The sequence below is a fragment of the Streptomyces sp. NEAU-W12 genome, assembly GCF_026242095.1.
Taxonomy (GTDB): Bacteria; Actinomycetota; Actinomycetes; order Streptomycetales; family Streptomycetaceae; genus Streptomyces.
Window position 1 is genome coordinate 118,879 of record NZ_JAPJDM010000006.1, and the last position, 16,991, is coordinate 135,869.

General features: G+C 71.5%; 12 protein-coding genes and 1 pseudogene. 10 read left to right on the plus strand and 3 right to left on the minus strand.

Annotated features, from left to right (window positions below; translation table 11 throughout):
- Nucleotides 1–105: 105 nt before the first annotated feature.
- Both ilvC and serA read left to right on the plus strand, forming a co-directional pair.
- Nucleotides 106–1,104, plus strand: coding sequence for a ketol-acid reductoisomerase (gene ilvC, locus ORI94_RS09520; RefSeq protein ID WP_266073964.1), 999 nt, complete (start codon nucleotides 106–108; stop codon nucleotides 1,102–1,104).
- Nucleotides 1,105–1,366: 262 nt separating this feature from the next.
- Entirely contained in the window at nucleotides 1,367–2,956 is a 1,590-nt protein-coding gene (gene serA / locus ORI94_RS09525; RefSeq protein ID WP_266073965.1) for a phosphoglycerate dehydrogenase, read from the plus strand.
- A 76-nt stretch (nucleotides 2,957–3,032) separates the two neighbouring features.
- Here the strand turns inward: serA and ORI94_RS09530 are convergent, their stop codons facing one another.
- The gene (locus ORI94_RS09530) at nucleotides 3,033–4,289 is read right to left on the minus strand and encodes a PucR family transcriptional regulator (protein WP_266074142.1); all 1,257 of its coding nucleotides are present in this window, start codon (nucleotides 4,287–4,289) and stop codon (nucleotides 3,033–3,035) included.
- Between the two features lie 139 nt (nucleotides 4,290–4,428).
- Between ORI94_RS09530 and ORI94_RS09535 the strand changes: the two genes are divergently transcribed.
- The 7 genes from ORI94_RS09535 to ORI94_RS09565 all read left to right on the plus strand — a co-directional run bounded on the left by ORI94_RS09535 (nucleotide 4,429) and on the right by ORI94_RS09565 (nucleotide 13,760).
- Nucleotides 4,429–5,355, plus strand: a complete 927-nt coding sequence (locus ORI94_RS09535) for a proline dehydrogenase family protein (RefSeq protein WP_266073966.1) — start codon at nucleotides 4,429–4,431, stop codon at nucleotides 5,353–5,355.
- Nucleotides 5,356–5,453: 98 nt separating this feature from the next.
- On the plus strand, nucleotides 5,454–7,094 hold the full coding sequence (pruA, locus tag ORI94_RS09540) for an L-glutamate gamma-semialdehyde dehydrogenase (protein ID WP_266073968.1): 1,641 nt from the start codon (nucleotides 5,454–5,456) through the stop codon (nucleotides 7,092–7,094).
- Nucleotides 7,095–7,431: 337 nt separating this feature from the next.
- On the plus strand, nucleotides 7,432–7,563 hold the full coding sequence (locus ORI94_RS09545) for a hypothetical protein (protein ID WP_266073969.1): 132 nt from the start codon (nucleotides 7,432–7,434) through the stop codon (nucleotides 7,561–7,563).
- A gap of 109 nt (nucleotides 7,564–7,672) precedes the next feature.
- Nucleotides 7,673–8,716, plus strand: coding sequence for a 3-isopropylmalate dehydrogenase (locus ORI94_RS09550; RefSeq protein WP_266073971.1), 1,044 nt, complete (start codon nucleotides 7,673–7,675; stop codon nucleotides 8,714–8,716).
- Between the two features lie 240 nt (nucleotides 8,717–8,956).
- Nucleotides 8,957–10,045, plus strand: a complete 1,089-nt coding sequence (locus ORI94_RS09555) for a branched-chain amino acid aminotransferase (protein ID WP_266073973.1) — start codon at nucleotides 8,957–8,959, stop codon at nucleotides 10,043–10,045.
- A 611-nt stretch (nucleotides 10,046–10,656) separates the two neighbouring features.
- The gene (gene cimA, locus ORI94_RS09560; protein WP_266073975.1) at nucleotides 10,657–12,261 is read left to right on the plus strand and encodes a citramalate synthase; all 1,605 of its coding nucleotides are present in this window, start codon (nucleotides 10,657–10,659) and stop codon (nucleotides 12,259–12,261) included.
- A 149-nt stretch (nucleotides 12,262–12,410) separates the two neighbouring features.
- Nucleotides 12,411–13,760 (plus strand): hypothetical protein, encoded by a 1,350-nt coding sequence (locus ORI94_RS09565; protein ID WP_266073977.1) that lies wholly within the window; start codon nucleotides 12,411–12,413, stop codon nucleotides 13,758–13,760.
- 435 nt (nucleotides 13,761–14,195) lie between these two features.
- On the opposite strand, the gene ORI94_RS09570 is transcribed toward ORI94_RS09565, so the two are convergent.
- Nucleotides 14,196–14,801: a YceI family protein gene (locus tag ORI94_RS09570; RefSeq protein WP_266073978.1), complete on the minus strand. Its 606-nt coding sequence runs from the start codon at nucleotides 14,799–14,801 to the stop codon at nucleotides 14,196–14,198.
- Nucleotides 14,802–14,938: 137 nt separating this feature from the next.
- Here ORI94_RS09570 and ORI94_RS09575 point away from each other — a divergent pair, with 137 nt between their 5' ends.
- Nucleotides 14,939–15,685, plus strand: coding sequence for a hypothetical protein (locus ORI94_RS09575; protein ID WP_266073979.1), 747 nt, complete (start codon nucleotides 14,939–14,941; stop codon nucleotides 15,683–15,685).
- Between the two features lie 145 nt (nucleotides 15,686–15,830).
- Here ORI94_RS09575 and ORI94_RS09580 read toward each other — a convergent pair.
- A pseudogene (locus ORI94_RS09580) lies at nucleotides 15,831–16,877 on the minus strand (B12-binding domain-containing radical SAM protein).
- Nucleotides 16,878–16,991: the final 114 nt, after the last annotated feature.

The following is a 16,991-nucleotide window of genomic DNA, read 5'->3' on the forward strand; positions in this document are numbered from 1 at the left end:
GGTCGGCGACACTCCGGCCGCCCGTATTCCGAGACTCCGAACCTTCCCCTCCCTCCACCGTCATACGGTGGGACGCGACACCTGCACACAAGGAGAGAACCCAAAGTGGCCGAGCTGTTCTACGACGCCGACGCCGACCTGTCCATCATCCAGGGCCGCAAGGTCGCGGTCATCGGTTACGGCAGCCAGGGCCACGCCCACGCCCTGTCGCTGCGCGACTCCGGCGTCGACGTGCGCGTCGGTCTGCACGAGGGCTCGAAGTCCAGGGCCGGGGCAGAGGAGCAGGGCCTGCGGGTGGTGGGCCCGTCCGAGGCCGCCGCCGAGGCCGACGTCATCATGATCCTCGTCCCGGACCCGATCCAGGCCCAGGTCTACGAGGAGCACATCAAGGACAACCTGAAGGACGGCGACGCCCTGTTCTTCGGCCACGGCCTGAACATCCGCTACGGGTTCATCAAGCCCCCGGCCGGCGTGGACGTCTGCATGGTCGCCCCGAAGGGCCCGGGCCACCTGGTGCGCCGTCAGTACGAGGAGGGCCGCGGCGTTCCCTGCATCGCCGCCGTCGAGCAGGACGCCACGGGAGACGGCTTCGCGCTGGCCCTGTCGTACGCGAAGGGCATCGGCGGCACCCGCGCCGGCGTCATCAAGACGACCTTCACCGAGGAGACCGAGACCGACCTGTTCGGTGAGCAGGCCGTCCTCTGCGGTGGCACCGCGGCGCTGGTCAAGGCGGGCTTCGAGACCCTGACCGAGGCCGGCTACCAGCCGGAGATCGCCTACTTCGAGTGCCTGCACGAGCTGAAGCTGATCGTCGACCTCATGTACGAGGGCGGCCTGGAGAAGATGCGCTGGTCGATCTCCGAGACCGCCGAGTGGGGCGACTACGTCACCGGCCCGCGGATCATCACCGACGCCACCAAGGCCGAGATGAAGAAGGTCCTCGCCGAGATCCAGGACGGCACCTTCGCACAGCAGTGGATGGACGAGTACCACGGCGGTCTGAAGAAGTACAACGAGTACAAGAAGCAGGACAGCGAGCACCTGCTGGAGACCACCGGCAAGGAGCTGCGCAAGCTCATGAGCTGGGTCGACGAAGAGGCGTGAGCCGCACGGGCGGGGCCGGGGCGACGCGCTCCGGCCCCGGCCGAACCCGGGGTAACGTCGGTGGTACGGCGTTGTCCGTCCCGTCCTGCCACGGACGGGTGATCCTTCCGAAGCGGCGTAAGACGACGCCCTCGGCGCCACTAGACTGCTGCACTACATACGCGTCAGGCCCACAGCGTCGTGCGTCTTCCACGCGGCTAGCACTTCTTCACCGCATGCGGCCGTCGGGACGGCCGTCCGCATTGGACATGTGAGGACTCACGTGAGCTCGAAACCTGTCGTACTCATCGCCGAAGAACTGTCGCCCGCGACCGTGGACGCGCTCGGCCCGGACTTCGAGATCCGCCACTGCAACGGAGCGGACCGCGCCGAACTGCTGCCGGCCATCGCCGACGTGGACGCGATCCTGATTCGCTCGGCCACCAAGGTCGACGCCGAGGCCATCGCCGCCGCGAAGAAGCTCAAGGTCGTCGCGCGGGCCGGCGTCGGCCTGGACAACGTCGACGTCTCCGCCGCCACCAAGGCCGGTGTGATGGTGGTCAACGCGCCCACCTCGAACATCGTGACCGCCGCGGAACTCGCGTGCGGTCTGGTCATCGCCACCGCGCGCAACATTCCGCAGGCCAACGCCGCGTTGAAGAACCACGAGTGGAAGCGCAGCAAGTACACGGGCGTCGAGCTCGCCGAGAAGACCCTCGGAGTCGTGGGTCTGGGGCGGATCGGCGCCCTCGTCGCGCAGCGCATGTCCGCCTTCGGCATGAAGGTCGTCGCCTACGACCCCTACGTGCAGCCCGCCCGGGCCGCGCAGATGGGTGTCAAGGTGCTGTCGCTGGACGAGCTGCTCGAGGTCTCCGACTTCATCACCGTCCACCTGCCCAAGACCCCCGAGACGCTCGGCCTGATCGGCGACGAGGCGCTGCGCAAGGTCAAGCCGAGCGTGCGCGTCATCAACGCCGCGCGCGGCGGCATCGTCGACGAGGAGGCGCTGTACGCGGCGCTCAAGGAGGGCCGCGTCGCCGGCGCCGGCCTGGACGTGTACGCGAAGGAGCCCTGCACGGACTCCCCGCTCTTCGAGTTCGACCAGGTCGTCTGCACCCCGCACCTCGGCGCGTCCACCGACGAGGCCCAGGAGAAGGCCGGCATCGCCGTCGCCCGCTCGGTGCGCCTCGCGCTCGCCGGCGAGCTGGTCCCGGACGCGGTGAACGTGCAGGGCGGCGTCATCGCCGAGGACGTCAAGCCGGGCCTGCCGCTCGCCGAGCGCCTCGGCCGGATCTTCACGGCGCTGGCCGGCGAGGTCGCCGTCCGTCTCGACGTCGAGGTGTACGGCGAGATCACCCAGCACGACGTGAAGGTGCTCGAACTCTCCGCGCTCAAGGGCGTCTTCGAGGACGTCGTCGACGAGACGGTGTCCTACGTGAACGCGCCGCTGTTCGCCCAGGAGCGGGGTGTCGAGGTCCGGCTGACCACCAGCTCCGAGTCCGCCGACCACCGCAACGTCGTCACGGTGCGCGGCACCCTGGCCGACGGCGAGGAGATCGCGGTCTCCGGCACGCTGGCCGGTCACAAGAACGTCCAGAAGATCGTCGCGGTCGGCGAGTACGACGTGGACCTCGCGCTCGCGGACCACATGGCCGTGCTGCGCTACGAGGACCGCCCCGGTGTCGTCGGCACCGTGGGCCGGGTCTTCGGCGAGGCCGGCATCAACATCGCCGGCATGCAGGTCGCGCGCGCCGCGGCCGGCGGCGAGGCCCTGGCCGTCCTGACCGTCGACGACACGGTGCCCTCCGCGGTCCTGGCCGAGCTCGCGGCGGAGATCGGCGCCACGTCGGCCCGCTCGGTGGAGCTCGTCTGACACGTCCGGTCCGGCTGTTCGAAGGCGCCGGGGGGCCGAGACCGCTCGGTCCCCCGGCGCCTTTCGTGGAGCCGCCCTACAGCCGCGCACCCTTGAGGGCCATGTGCAGCAGCAGCCGGTTCTCGCCGTCGTCCAGGTCCAGGCCCGTGATCTGTTCGATGCGGGACAGGCGGTAGTACAGGGTCTGGCGGTGGACGCCCAGCTCGGCGGCCGTACGGCCGGCCTGGCCCGCATGGTCGAGGTAGGTCTCGGCGGTCCGGGCGAGTTCCCGGTGCACCGGGAGGAGCAGGGGGCCGACGGCGGGGTCGGGGGCGGCCCGGCGGGGCAGCGCGGTCAGGAGCCGGTAGGGGCCGATCGAGGACCAGCGCGCGACCGGGCCGAGGCGGGGCTCGGCCAGGGCCGCGCGGGCCGCCGCCGACGCCTCGCCCCAGGCGGTGGACAGGCCGACGAGGCCGGAGCGGGGCGTGGCGATCCCGGCGGCCGAGGCGGTCGCGACAGTCGTCCCCGGCGCGGCGGGCCGGTGTCCGGGGCCGCTCGCGCGGGTCCGCTCGAGCAGCCGGGCGGCGGCCGCCGTCGCCGGGGTCAGCACGTCCGGGGCACGCAGCCGCAGCAGCAGGGCCAGCGACACGTCCGAGGCGCCCCACGGCAGGGTGCACAGGGCCGTGGCGCCCGGCACCGTACGCACCGACGGGGCCTCCTCGGGACCGGCGGAGGGCCACGGGGCCACGCACACCAGCGTGTACGGGCCGTCGGCGCGGCCGCCCAGGGCGCCGCGCAGCTCGGCGACCGCCAGATCGCGCTGCCCGTCGCGCTCCGCGCCGAGCACCGCCCGCAGCTCGCGGGTCAGGTCGGCACCGTGCTGCGCCTCGTCGGCGAGCAGCGCCCCGATCCGGGCGGTCACCCCCATCGCCGCGCCCAGCTGCTCCTCGGAGGGGCCCGGCTCGTAGTCGAGCAGCCAGACATAGCCGAGGACGACGCCCCGATGACGTACCGGCAGACAGACCCGGCCCCGGTGCACACCCGCCTCCGGAGTGCGCGGAATACGGACCGGGCCCGTCGCGCGGGTGATGCCGAACCCCTCGAACCACGCCCGGACGGCGGCCGTCGAACGGCGGGTGAGGATCGAGCGGGTGCGCACCGGGTCGAGGACGGACGGGTCGAGCTCGCCCTCGCTGTCGTACGCGCCGAAGGCGAGCAGCTCGAAGTCACGGTTCTCCAGGGTCGCCGGAGCGCCGAGCAGCTCCGAGATCTCGTCCACCAGCTCCTGGTAGTCATCCCTGTGTTCCGACGTCACCCCGGCATTGTCCCGCAGAACCGCGCCGCCTTCATACATCTGTCTGAGATCGGCGGTGCGGATGCGTGACAGCTGTCGATGGCCCACGATCGGATGGATCCCTAGGTTTCACGGTGGTTCTCCGTGCCGTACCCGAAGCGTCGGGACGCGGCCATTTCGCAGCTTGTGGAGGTGCCCCGTGCTGGGTCCCGTGATTCTCGCCGCCTCGCGCAGCGACCGTATGCGTCGCCTCGTCTCGGCGGCCCCGGTGACCAAGCAGGTCGTCGACCGCTTCATCCCCGGTGAGACCGTGGACGAGATCCTGCCCGTCATCGAGGAGCTCACCGGCAACGGCCTGGAGCTGACGATGGACGTCGTCGGCGAGGACATCACCACTCCCGAGCAGGCCACCGCCGCGCGCGACGCCTACCTGGAGCTCATCGGCCGGCTCGGCCCGCTGGAGCTCGGTGCCCGCGCCGAGATGTCGGTGAAGCTGTCGATGTTCGGCCAGGCGCTCCCCGGCGGCCACGACCTCGCGCTCGCCAACGTCCGCCCGGTCGTCGAGGCCGCCGCCGCGATCGGTACCACGGTCACCCTCGACGCCGAGGACCACACCACCCTCGACTCGATGTTCGCCATCCACGACGAGCTGCGCGGGGACTTCCCGCAGACCGGCTGCGTCATCCAGGCCTACCTCTTCCGCACGCAGGAGGACGCGCGCCGCCTCGCCGCGAACGGCAGTCGCGTACGGTTGGTGAAGGGCGCCTACAAGGAGCCCGCAGAGGTCGCCCACCAGCACAAGCACGAGATCGACAAGGCGTACGTGCGCATCCTGCGGACGCTGATGGAGGGCGAGGGGTACCCGATGATCGGGTCCCACGACCCGCGCCTGATCTCCATCACCCAGGAACTGGCCCGCACCGCCGGACGCAAGCCCGACGAGTACGAGTTCCAGATGCTCTACGGCATCCGCGGGGAGGAGCACCTGCGGCTGGCCGCCGAAGGCCACCGCATGCGCGTCTACACGGCCTACGGCACCGACTGGTACGGCTACTTCATGCGCCGTCTGGCGGAGAAGCCGGCGAACCTGCGCTTCTTCCTGCGCTCGATGGTCAGCAAGGGCTGAGCCCGAGCACCGACGCCCGGGCACCGACGCCCGGGCATCCGACGGCTCGAGCACCACCGCTCAAGCACCCGCAGCTCAACTCAAGGAGTACGGAACCCATGGACGCTGTGACCCAGGTCCCCACGCCCGTCAACGAGCCGGTGCACGGCTACGCCCCCGGCTCGCCCGAACGCGCCCGGCTGGAGGCCAAGCTCAAGGAACTGGCCGACAACCCCGTCGACCTGCCCTGCACCATCGGCGGCGAGAAGCGGATGGGCGGCGGCGAGCGGTTCGACGTCGTGCAGCCGCACAACCACAAGGCGCGCCTGGGCACCTACGCCAACGCCACCCAGCAGGACGCCCAGGACGCGATCGACGCCGCCCTGGCCGCCGCACCGGCCTGGCGCGCGATGTCCTTCGACGACCGGGCCGCGATCATCCTGCGCGCCGCCGAACTGCTGTCCGGCCCCTGGCGCGAGACCATCGCCGCCTCCACCATGCTCGGCCAGTCCAAGACCGCGCAGCAGGCCGAGATCGACAGCCCCTGCGAGCTGATCGACTTCTGGCGGTTCAACGTCCACTACGCGCGCGGCATCCTCGCCGAGCAGCCCCCGGCCAACTCGCCGGGCGTGTGGAACCGCATGGACCACCGCCCGCTGGAGGGCTTCGTCTACGCGATCACGCCGTTCAACTTCAGCGCCATCGCCGCCAACCTGCCCACCGCGCCCGCGCTGATGGGCAACGTCGTGCTGTGGAAGCCCTCCCCGACCCAGACCCACGCCGCGGTGCTGCTGATGCGGCTGCTGGAGGAGGCCGGGCTGCCCAAGGGCGTCATCAACCTCGTCACCGGCGACGGCATCGAGGTCTCCAAGGTCGCCCTCGAGCACCGCGACCTCGCGGGGATCCACTTCACCGGCTCGACCAAGACCTTCCAGCACCTGTGGAAGACGGTCGGCAACAACATCGAGAAGTACCGCACCTACCCGCGCCTGGTCGGCGAGACCGGCGGCAAGGACTTCCTGGTCGCCCACCCGAGCGCCGACCGCGCCGTGCTCAAGACCGCCCTGACCCGCGGCGCCTTCGAGTACCAGGGCCAGAAGTGCTCCGCCACCTCGCGCGCGTACATCCCGGCGTCGATCTGGAACGACGGCTTCAAGGAGGAGTTCGCCGCCGAGGTCGACTACCTCACCATGGGCGACGTCACCGACCTGTCGAACTTCATCGGCGCCGTCATCGACGAGCGGTCCTTCGCCAAGAACAAGGCCGCCATCGACCGGGCCAAGGAGGACCCGTCCTGCACCATCGTCGCGGGCGGTTCCTACGACGACTCGGTCGGCTACTTCGTCCGCCCGACCGTCGTCGAGTGCTCCGACCCGGAGAACGAGGTCTTCCGCACCGAGTACTTCGGCCCGTTCCTCGCCGTCCACGTGTACGACGACAGCGCGGCCGACGCGTACGACGCGATGCTGACCCAGATGGAGTCGGTGTCCGACTACGCGCTGACCGGCTCGGTCGTCTCGGGCGACCGCGCGGCCGCCGCGTACACGATGGAGAAGCTGCGCTACGCGGCGGGCAACTTCTACATCAACGACAAGTCGACCGGCGCCGTCGTCGGCCAGCAGCCCTTCGGCGGCGGCCGCGCCTCCGGCACCAACGACAAGGCCGGCGCCCCGCAGAACCTGATGCGCTGGACGCTGACCCGCGCCATCAAGGAGACGCTGGTCCCGCCGACCGACTACGCGTACCCGCACATGGGCTGACACCCCGGCACCGGGACACCCCCCGTACCGTTGCCGCGGTCCCGCCGGACGGGCCAGGTCTGCAGACCTGGCCCGTCCGGCGTTTTCGCAGGTCATTGCAGTGTGTCCGGGTCCACCGTCTCAGATGGTAGGAAGTCCGAGTAATTGTGCAGACAGATGCGCCGGGGCCCCTTATTTTTGTAGGAGCCGAACGTCTCGCTCGACCAGGCGAACGGCGGTAGCGAGCCGGGCCCCGTGCAGGCAACCCCTGCGGCCCCCGCTCCCCGCCCCTTCCGGTGACGCGTTTCCCCCGCTGCGCTCGCGCGCATTCCCGGCTTGTCGAAGGAGTCGATTCCCCATGGCCGAGACCACTGCCCGCCGCCGTGTCCGCCACACCACCCCCACGAGCGAGTCCGACCGCAGGAACGCCGCCGCCGCCCTCCAGCGCGCCCTCGACCGCCGCGACAACGGCGGCTCCACCGGCCACTGAGCCGCGCCGCCGAGCGCGAGCGCACCGGAGCGCGGCCTCCCCTCCCGTGCGGATGTCCGCATCCCGGACGGTCCGTGTCAGAGCATGGGACGAGGAGTAGGGTGCCCGCATGTCTCGCAGCATCAATCTCGCAGTGATCCCCGGTGACGGCATCGGCCAGGAAGTCGTGGCCGAAGGTCTGAAGGTGCTCTCCGCCGTCCTCCCGCAGGATGTGAAGCTGGAGACCAAGGAGTACGACTTCGGCGCCCAGCGCTACCACGCCACCGGTGAGACCCTCACCGACGCCGATCTCGACGCGCTGAAGCGGCACGACGCCATCCTGCTCGGCGCCATCGGTGACCCGAGCGTCCCCTCCGGCGTCCTGGAGCGGGGCTTCCTGCTGAAGCTCCGCTTCGCCTTCGACCACCATGTGAACCTGCGGCCGTCGAAGCTCCTGCCGGGCGTGGCCACACCGCTCGCGGGGCAGCCGGAGATCGACTTCGTCGTCGTCCGCGAGGGCACCGAGGGCCCCTACACCGGCAACGGCGGCACCATCCGCAAGGGCACCCGGCACGAGGTCGCCACCGAGGTCTCCGTGAACACGGCCTTCGGTGTCGAGCGCGTCGTCCGCGACGCCTTCGCCCGCGCCCAGGCCCGCCCCCGCAAGAAGCTCACGCTGGTCCACAAGAACAACGTGCTGACCTTCGCCGGCCACCTGTGGACGAACGTCTTCAACGAGGTGGCCCGGGAGTACCCCGAGGTCACCACCGACTACATCCACGTCGACGCCGCGACGATCTACCTCGTCACCCAGCCCGAGCGCTTCGACGTGATCGTCACCGACAACCTCTTCGGTGACATCATCACCGACCTCGCCGCGGCCGTCTCCGGCGGCATCGGCGTCGCCGCCAGCGGGAACATCAACCCGTCCGGCGCCTTCCCGTCCATGTTCGAGCCCGTGCACGGTTCGGCACCGGACATCGCGGGCCAGGGCAAGGCCGACCCCAGCGCCACGGTCCTGTCCGTCGCCCTCCTCCTGCGCCACCTCGGCCACGACGCCGAGGCCACCCGTATCGAGGACGCCGTCTCCGCCGACCTCGCGGAGCGCGGCGGCCTGCCCGCACGCAGCACCTCCGAGATCGGCGACGCGCTCGCCGTACGCGTAGCCGGCTGACCTGGCGCGCACACTCGAAGCCGCCGGTCGCGACCGCCCGGCGGCTTCCGCATGTCCCCGCCGGGTGCCACCATCGACCACCGGGCCGCATTCACCCCGTGTTTCCTCCTCCGCAGCCTCCGGGCGATAATCGAACACGGAGCCGCGGATTGAGGGAATGCTCGGACGTCCTACCACTGGCCACCGGCCGTACGGGCGTGAGCGCGGCCCGTCACTACAACCGGTGAAGGACACCCACTCATGACCACGCCCACGATCGAGCTCAAGCCCTCCGCCCACCCCCTCTCGGACACCGAGCGGGAGGCGATCCTGGCGGACCCGGGGTTCGGCCGCCACTTCACCGATCACATGGTGACGATCAAGTGGACCGAGGGCCGGGGCTGGCACGACGGGCAACTCGTCCCGTACGCGCCGATCCCCCTCGACCCGGCGACCCACGTCCTGCACTACGCGCAGGAGATCTTCGAGGGCCTGAAGGCCTACCGCAGGCCCGACGGGTCCGTCGCCACCTTCCGTCCCGAGAAGAACGCCGAGCGGTTCCAGCGCTCCGCCCGCCGCCTCGCGATGCCCGAGCTGCCGGTGGAGACGTTCATCGCGGCGTGCGACGCCCTGGTCGGGCAGGACAGGGCCTGGGTGCCGGCGCACGGCGGCGAGGAATCCCTCTACCTGCGTCCGTTCATGATCGCGACCGAGGTCGGGCTGGGCGTGAGGCCCGCCAACGAGTACCTGTTCCTGGTGATCGCCTCCCCGGCCGGCGCCTACTTCCCCGGAGGTGTGCGGCCGGTCTCCATCTGGGTCTCCGAGGACCGGGTGCGCGCCGTCCCCGGCGGCATGGGCGACGCCAAGACGGGCGGCAACTACGCGGCCTCCCTGCTCGCCCAGGCCGAGGCCGCCGCCAAGGGCTGCGACCAGGTCTGCTACCTCGACGCCGTGGAGCACTCCTGGGTCGAGGAACTCGGCGGCATGAACCTGTACTTCGTCTACGGGGACAGGATCGTCACCCCCGAGCTCAGCGGCTCCATCCTGGAGGGCGTCACCCGTGACACGCTGCTGAGCGTCGCCCGCGACCTCGGCTACCAGGCCGTCGAGGAGCGGGTCTCGGTCGAGCAGTGGCAGCGCGACACCGAGAACGGCACCCTCACCGAGGTCTTCGCCTGCGGCACCGCGGCCGTCATCACGCCCGTCGGCACCGTCAAGCGGGCCGGTGGCGAGTGGCAGCAGAGCGGCGGCGAGCCCGGCGAGGTCACCCTGCGCCTGCGCCAGGCCCTGCTCGACATCCAGCGCGGCACGGCCGAGGACAGGCACGGCTGGATGCACCCGCTGGGCTGAGGGCTCCTTCCCCCAGGAGCGTCCGGTCGGGCCACGTGGTCCGGTGCCGTGCGTCGCAAGGCGCCGGGGAGCTCTCGTAGCGGAGCCACCAGGGCTTTTCGGCAACGCGGCGAGCTGCGGTGCCGGGCCGCGCGACCCCCGGGCGGGCAGGGTGAAAGGGCCTCTGAGCCCGTACGCGCCTGCCGGACCGGGCACCGCAGCGGTCCGGCAGGCGCGCGGCCCGGTCCCGGCATCCCGTCCCCGGCTCCCCGGTCCTGGCCCGCCGGTCCCGGCATCCCGCCCTCGGCTCCCCGGTCGCCGCGGGCCGGACACCCAGCGCCCGCATCCTGAGACGGACGGTGATCACGGGACCGCTCTGTGCCAGACTCGCCCCGTGCTCTCGTTCGCCACGATTATTGGCAGCAGGCGCGCCGGTCCGCAGTGACCGCACGTACGACAACGTACGGGCGGACACCGTCGTCCTCGACCCGCGCGCAGACCTCTCGCACCCGCGAGGGGTTTTTCTGTTTCCTGGCCCACCTCAAGCCGGGGACCGGGCGCGAGGGACCATGGGGGGCGGTGGAACCGGTCATTCCGGTAGACCGAGATCCGACATCAGGAGCCTTCAGACCATGACCGCAACCAGCGAGCCCGACGACTCGTTCCACGTCTTCGACACCACCCTGCGCGACGGCGCCCAGCGTGAGGGCATCAACCTCACCGTCGCCGACAAGCTGGCCATCGCACGGCACCTGGACGACTTCGGCGTGGGTTTCATCGAAGGCGGCTGGCCCGGCGCGAACCCGCGCGACACCGAGTTCTTCGCCCGCGCCCAGCAGGAGATCGACTTCCGGCACGCCCAGCTGGTCGCCTTCGGCGCCACCCGCCGAGCCGGCACCACCGCCGAGAAGGACCCGCAGGTCAGGGCGCTCCTCGCCTCCGGTGCGCAGGTCGTCACGCTGGTCGCCAAGTCCCACGACCGCCATGTCGAGCTCGCCCTGCGCACCACCCTGGACGAGAACCTGGCGATGGTCCGCGACACCGTGGCCTTCCTCAAGGCCGAGGGGCGCCGGGTGTTCGTCGACTGCGAGCACTTCTTCGACGGCTACCGCGCCGACCCCGAGTACGCCAAGTCCGTCGTCCGCGCCGCCTGTGAGGCCGGCGCCGACGTCGTCGTCCTGTGCGACACCAACGGCGGCATGCTCCCCGCACAGATCCAGGCCGTCGTCTCCACGGTGCTCGCCGACACCGGTGCCCGGCTCGGCATCCACGCCCAGGACGACACCGGGTGCGCGGTCGCCAACACCCTCGCCGCCGTCGACGCGGGCGCCACCCACGTGCAGTGCACGGCCAACGGCTACGGCGAGCGCGTCGGCAACGCCAACCTGTTCCCGGTGGTGGCCGCGCTGGAACTCAAGTACGACCGGCAGGTCCTGCCCGAGGGGCGGCTGAGGGAGATGACGCGCATCTCGCACGCCATCGCCGAGGTGGTCAACCTGACCCCCTCCACCCACCAGCCCTACGTGGGCGTCTCCGCCTTCGCGCACAAGGCCGGCCTGCACGCCTCCGCGATCAAGGTCGACCCCGACCTGTACCAGCACATCGACCCCGAGCAGGTCGGCAACACCATGCGGATGCTGGTGTCCGACATGGCCGGCCGCGCCTCCATCGAGCTCAAGGGCAAGGAGCTCGGCATCGACCTCGGCGACGACCGCGAACTGGTCGGCCGGGTCGTGGAGCGGGTCAAGGAACGCGAACTCAGGGGCTACACCTACGAGGCCGCCGACGCGAGTTTCGAACTCCTGCTGCGCACGGAGGCCGAGGGCAGGCCGCTGAAGTACTTCGACGTCGAGTCCTGGCGCGCCATCGTCGAGGACCGCCCCGACGGCACCCACGCCAACGAGGCCACGGTGAAGCTGTGGGCCAAGGGCGAGCGCATCGTCGCCACCGCGGAGGGCAACGGCCCGGTCAACGCCCTGGACCGGTCCCTGCGCGTCGCCCTGGAGCGGATCTACCCGCAGCTCGCCAAACTGGAGCTCGTCGACTACAAGGTCCGCATCCTCGAGGGCAAGCACGGCACCCAGTCCACCACCCGGGTCCTGATCTCCACGTCCGACGGTGCGGGGGAGTGGTCGACGGTGGGCGTCGCGGACAACGTCATCGCCGCGTCCTGGCAGGCCCTGGAGGACGCGTACACGTACGGTCTGCTGCGCGCCGGGGTCGAGCCGGCGGCCTGATGGCGACGGGTCCGGTCCGGCAGGGACGGCCCGTGCGGCGTGCGGTGCCGCGTGGTGAGGCGCGGGCCGTACGGGGCGCGGGGGCCGTACGGGAAATCCCTGCCGGACCGGATGTCCGTTTCCGGCCCGGTTCGGGTAGCTTCGAACATATGAAGGACGCGCTGGCGCGTACCCTCGTACGCCTGCTGATCGTGCCGGTGGCCGCCGTTCTGGCGGTCCTGATGGCCGGGGCGCCGGGCGCGCACGCGGCCACCGATCTCTCGACCGTGGCCCAGGCCCTGCGCGAGAGCCCCGTCTACGTCGATCCCGAGGCGACCGGCATCCTGTCCGAGTCGGACGCCGAGGCCCTCGCGGACAAGATCGAGGAGGCGGACAAACCCGTCTTCGTCGCGGTTCTCCCGGCCGGATACCCCACCGGGAACCTCTTCCAGAACCTGCGTACCGAGACCGGGATCACCGGTCTGTACGGCGTCCGCCTCGGTGACGAGTTCGACGCGCGCGCCGACAGCAGCGTGCTGAGCCGTCAGGGCGTGGGGAACCTGGTCACCTCCGCGCAGGGCGCGGGTGACGCCAAGGCCCAGCTGAACGACTTCGTCGACGACGCCCTGCGCAACCTCGGCGGCTCGGCGCCCGCCTCCTGGAACGAGGGCGGCGGCGAGGTGCCGGTCGGCGGGCTGATCACCGTCGGCGCGGTGGTGGCGGTGGGCGGCGCGGGCGCGTACGCCGTGGTCCGCCGCAACCGCAAGCGCCACGAGGAGGAGCAGCGGGCCGCGCTGGAGAAGCTGCGGGCCGTGGTCGACGAGGACATCACCGCGTTCGGCGAGGAGCTCGACCGGCTCGACTTCCACCCCGGCGAGCCCCGCGCCGACGACGCCATGCGCGCGGACTACGAGCGCGCGCTGGACTCCTACGAGCTGTCCAAGCAGCTGATGGCCGGGGCGGGCAGGCCGGAGGACGTCCGGGCGGTCACCCGGGCCGTGGAGGACGGCCGCTTCGCGCTGGCCGCGCTCGCCGCACGCCGTGAGGGCCGGCCGCTGCCGGAACGCCGTCCGCCCTGCTTCTTCGACCCGCGTCACGGCCCGTCGGTCGCGGACGCCCACTGGACGCCGCCGAGCGGCACCGTGCGGGAGGTACCGGTGTGCGCCGCGGACCGGGCCCGCCTGGCCGACGGCCTGGAACCGGTGGTCCGCGAGGTCGACACCGACTCCGGCCGCCGCCCCTACTGGGAGGCGGGACCGGCCTACGGTCCCTGGGCCGGCGGCTACTTCGGCGGTGGCATGCTGCCCGGTCTGCTCGTCGGCACGATGCTCGGCAGCATGATGGCGAGCCCCGCCTACGGTGCCGACTACGGCGCCGGCTACGGCGACTTCGGCGGGTACGGAGGCGGTGACGTCTCCGGCGCCGACTTCGACCCCGGTGACTTCGGCGGTGATTTCGGGGGCGGTGGATTCGGCGGTGGCGGCGGCTTCGGCGGCGGGGACTTCGGCGGAGGTTTCTGACGCGGACGGCGGCGCAGGGCCGACTGCGGCACCCTGGGCGGGCGGGTGCCGCGGGGCCGCGCGCTTCTCGGCCGGTGTCGTGCTTCCGCGAGCCGGGTGAAGGACACTCCGCGTCGCCCTCGGCGACGGGCCTGCGGCCCACCCCCGGCCCGGCTCGCGGAAGCACGGGGGAGGAGTGTGCGCGGCTGGAAGGAGCGGTCGGGCCGGGCACGCCGGTGGTGTGGGGTGTGCTGCGCGGTCGGCCCTGGTCGGCGGCACGCGGCCGTGCCTTGCCCGCACGCCGGTAGGGCCCGGCGGCTCGCGGTGGGTGGGGTGCGGTGGGAAGCGGGTGCGCGGCCGGGCGCGCGGCCCGGCAGGCGCCCGGCCCGGACGCCGTACCGGGCCTCGGGCCGCTGCCGTGGTGGACTCAGGTGTCCCCGAGGAGGGCGGCGAAGCTCACGCCTGCTTGATCGCCGAGACGTCGAAGTTCAGCTTGATCTTGTCGGAGACCAGGACGCCGCCCGTTTCCAGGGCCGCGTTCCAGGTCAGGCCCCACTCGGAGCGCAGGATCTCCGCCTTGCCCTCGAAGCCGACGCGCTCGTTGCCGAAGGGGTCCTTCGCGGCGCCGTTGAACTCGAGGTCGATGGTGAGCGGCCGGGTGGTGCCCAGGATGGTCAGGTCGCCGGTGATGCGGTAGTCGTCGCCGCCGAGGGCCTCCGCCTCGGTGGTGCGGAAGGTCATCGTCGGGAACTCGTCCGTCTTGAAGAAGTCCGCGCTCTTCAGGTGGCCGTCACGGTCGGCGTTGCCCGTGTCGATGCTGTCCATCACCACGTCGACGGTGGCCGTGGAGTTGGACGGGTCGGTGCCGTCGAGGTGCAGCGTGCCGGTGAAGTCCTGGAAGCCGCCCTTGACGTTGGTGACCATGGCGTGCCGGGCGACGAAGCCGAACGTGCTGTGCGCGGGATCGATCGTGTACTCGCCGGTCAGTGCGGCCAGGTCCGGGCTGACCGCGGTGGGGGTCGCGGTGGCGGTGGCGGTGTCCTTGCGGCCGAAGACGCCCATGGTGTTCCTCCTGAGAGATTACGTTGAATATTCAATCAACTCGACGAGGTCCACCGTAGACCCATTCCCTTCAAGTTTCAACATCTTTGGCGGGAGTGGCGGGACTGGACCACCGGAACGCGTGGTACCCGCCCCCCGTGCCTTCGGTAGCGGTCCTGGTGGAGCTGTTGCGGCGCGACACGTCGGGCGGCCAGGTGAAGTGCTGGGAGCACTTCGCCCGGAGCGCCGCCCGCCTCCCGGGCCGGATACCCGACGCCCGTGGCGGCACACCCCTCGACCTGACCCTCTACTTCCTCGGTGAGCGCGAACGGGTCGAGTCCCTGTCCCCGCACGTCCGGTTCGTCATGCTCCGGCCGGTGCTCAGCTCGGCGGCCGTGCGGTCGGCCGACGGCGCGGAGGACGTCTGCGACCTCGCGCCGTACCACCCGCGTCTCGCGGCCCTGCTGCCCCGGCACGACGTCTGGCACCTGACCCACAGCTTCACCTTCGCCGCCACCGCCGTACGGCTCGCCCACTGTGCCGCCCGGCGCTCCCTCCCACGGCCCCGGCTCATCGGCTCCGTGCACACCGACGTACCGCTGCTGGCCTCCGTCTACGCCCGCTATCTGGCCGAGCGACGGCTGCCCGGTCGTCATCCGAGGGTGGACGACCTGCTCGCGGGGCGGGCCAGGCCCGCCGCGACCGCGAGCGTGCCGAACCACTCCCGCCGGCCCAGCCGCAGCCGGTGCAGCCGTGCCGACAGCGGGACCGCGAAGACCAGTTCGGCGACGATCAGCGGCTGCACCAGACTCAGCGGTCCGAACGCCAGCGCCAGCGACTGGAATCCGTACGCCACCACGGCCAGTCCGATCCCGCACCGCCACAGCGGATCCCGTACCAGATGAGCCAGCAGCCGTGCGGTGAGCGCCTCCGCCGTCCGGCCGGGTGGCCGCCGCCCACTGCTGTATGACCCCCGCGACGGCGAAACAGACACCGGCGGCGAGCGAGGCGAGAACGGCGATCGCCATGACGGAAGGGCCCCCGCGCGGACTAGTCCGGGGTCCGGCCGGTCGGCGCGCCCCCGGTCGACCCCCGGGCGTGGACGTACAGCCTGCGCCGGTCGCCGACGTCGAGACGCTGGGGGAGCGGCAGCTCGTGGCGCACCGGCCGCGCGTGGTCGGCGAGTTGCCGGTGAGGGTTGTAGACCTGGTGGAACTTCCACAGCATGCGGGCGAAGTTCGTCTGCCCGTGCAACGGATTGCGGGTGAGCACCCGCACCGCGCCGAACGCCGTGCGCAGTCCCAGGTGCTTGCGGTGGATGACCGCCTGGGTCCGCACCAGCTCCTCGTAGAAGCGCTCCAGCGGCAGCGTGGTGGGCACCACCGCGTGCTGGATGTCGAAGAGGCGGTAGTCGCGAGTGGTGAGCCGGCGCGACTCGGTGTGCCAGATCTCCGTACCCGGATACGGCGTCATCACCGTGAAGTGCACGATCTCCGGCACGGCCAGCGCGAACTCCCGTACCACGCGGAAGCGTTCCTCGTCCCAGGCCGGGTCCACGATCAGATTGACGGCGACCCTGATGCCCAGCCGGCGGGCCGTCTCCAGCGCCTTCAGGTTCTCGTCGGGGCCGACCCGCTTGCGGTACAGGTCGAGCCCTTCGGCGTCGATCGCCTCCATGCCGAGGAACATGTAGCGCAGCCCCAGCCGCGCCCACCGCTCGAACACCTCGGGAGGGCGCAGCAGGACGTCGGAGCGCGTCTCCAGGTAGTACCCGCTTGCGGATGCCGTGCCGCTCCACCTCGGCGGCGATGGCGTTCCCGTGCTCGGGCCGGATGAAGGCCACGTCGTCCACGATGAACACGTTCGGCTCGCGGATGTTCGCCGGATAGTTCAGCGAGATGCCCAGCGCGCCTCCGGACGGAAGGACCGCACCTCGTCCCGCAGCCGGTTCACGCCCCGCACCTGGAGGTCGACGACCCGGACCTCGTGACCGGCCGCACGGGCGGCGCCCGCCACCCGCTCCAGACCGAGTGGTTCGAGGCGGAGGAAGATCTCGGAGTACATCAGGGCGCTGGGGTGGACGAGCAGCAGACGCACGGTGACCTCGCCACGGGGCCGGACGGACCGGGTACGAAAGGGATGTGCCCCCTTCGTATCCCGGCGGACCGGCCACGTGCCCGCCCGTACGCCCGGTCGGCCGTATCCCGCGGC

Coding starts and splice junctions, on each gene's coding strand:
- pruA (WP_266073968.1), top strand. CDS start 5,454: ATGGACGCTGTGACCCAGGTCCCCACGCCCGTCAACGAGCCGGTGCAC.
- ORI94_RS09555 (WP_266073973.1), top strand. CDS start 8,957: ATGACCACGCCCACGATCGAGCTCAAGCCCTCCGCCCACCCCCTCTCG.
- ORI94_RS09570 (WP_266073978.1), bottom strand. CDS start 14,801: ATGGGCGTCTTCGGCCGCAAGGACACCGCCACCGCCACCGCGACCCCC.
- cimA (WP_266073975.1), top strand. CDS start 10,657: ATGACCGCAACCAGCGAGCCCGACGACTCGTTCCACGTCTTCGACACC.
- ORI94_RS09530 (WP_266074142.1), bottom strand. CDS start 4,289: ATGTATGAAGGCGGCGCGGTTCTGCGGGACAATGCCGGGGTGACGTCG.
- ORI94_RS09545 (WP_266073969.1), top strand. CDS start 7,432: ATGGCCGAGACCACTGCCCGCCGCCGTGTCCGCCACACCACCCCCACG.
- ORI94_RS09550 (WP_266073971.1), top strand. CDS start 7,673: ATGTCTCGCAGCATCAATCTCGCAGTGATCCCCGGTGACGGCATCGGC.
- ORI94_RS09565 (WP_266073977.1), top strand. CDS start 12,411: ATGAAGGACGCGCTGGCGCGTACCCTCGTACGCCTGCTGATCGTGCCG.